Source organism: Nocardiopsis lambiniae, from assembly GCF_031845465.1.
Taxonomy (GTDB): domain Bacteria; phylum Actinomycetota; class Actinomycetes; order Streptosporangiales; family Streptosporangiaceae; genus Nocardiopsis; species Nocardiopsis lambiniae.
This window is the reverse complement of sequence record NZ_JAVREP010000049.1, coordinates 1-480: the sequence shown is the minus strand read 5'-3', so window position 1 is coordinate 480 and position 480 is coordinate 1. Positions and strand designations below refer to the sequence as shown.

Below are 480 nucleotides of genomic sequence, written 5' to 3'. Positions count from 1 at the left end.
GAGCAGCGCGGCCTCGCCGAAGTAGGCGCCGTCGGCGAGCACGCCGAGGACCGCGTCGTCGCCGTAGGGGCCGGTACCGACCCGCTCCACCCGGCCGTGCGCGAGCAGGTAGACCTCGTCGGTCGGGGTGCCGTCCGAGACGATCACGTCCCCGGGAGCGAACTCCCGCTGGCGGCAGCGCTGGGCCAGCTCGCCGAGCACGTCCTGGTCCTCGTAGGAGCGCAGGGCGGGCAGTTCGCCCAGCTCCGCCGGGATGACCTCGACCCGGTCGCCGGTCTTCACGAACGTGATGCGGCCGTCCCCCACGGTGTACGTGAGACGCCGGTTGACCCGGTACGCGCCGCCCTGCACATTGACCCACGGCAGCATGCGCAGCAGCCAGCGCGAGCTGATCTCCTGCATCTGCGGCGCGGACTTGGTCGTGGTGGCCAGGTTCCGCGCGGCGGCAGTGCCGAGACTCTGCTGCGGCTTGTCCTGCTC

At 72.3% G+C, this 480-nt stretch carries 1 protein-coding gene; it reads right to left on the bottom strand.

The window, feature by feature from the left end; genetic code table 11:
- Positions 1-480 (bottom strand): cyclic nucleotide-binding domain-containing protein (locus RM479_RS27460; RefSeq protein ID WP_311514582.1); only part of this gene is annotated, 480 nt, incomplete at both ends.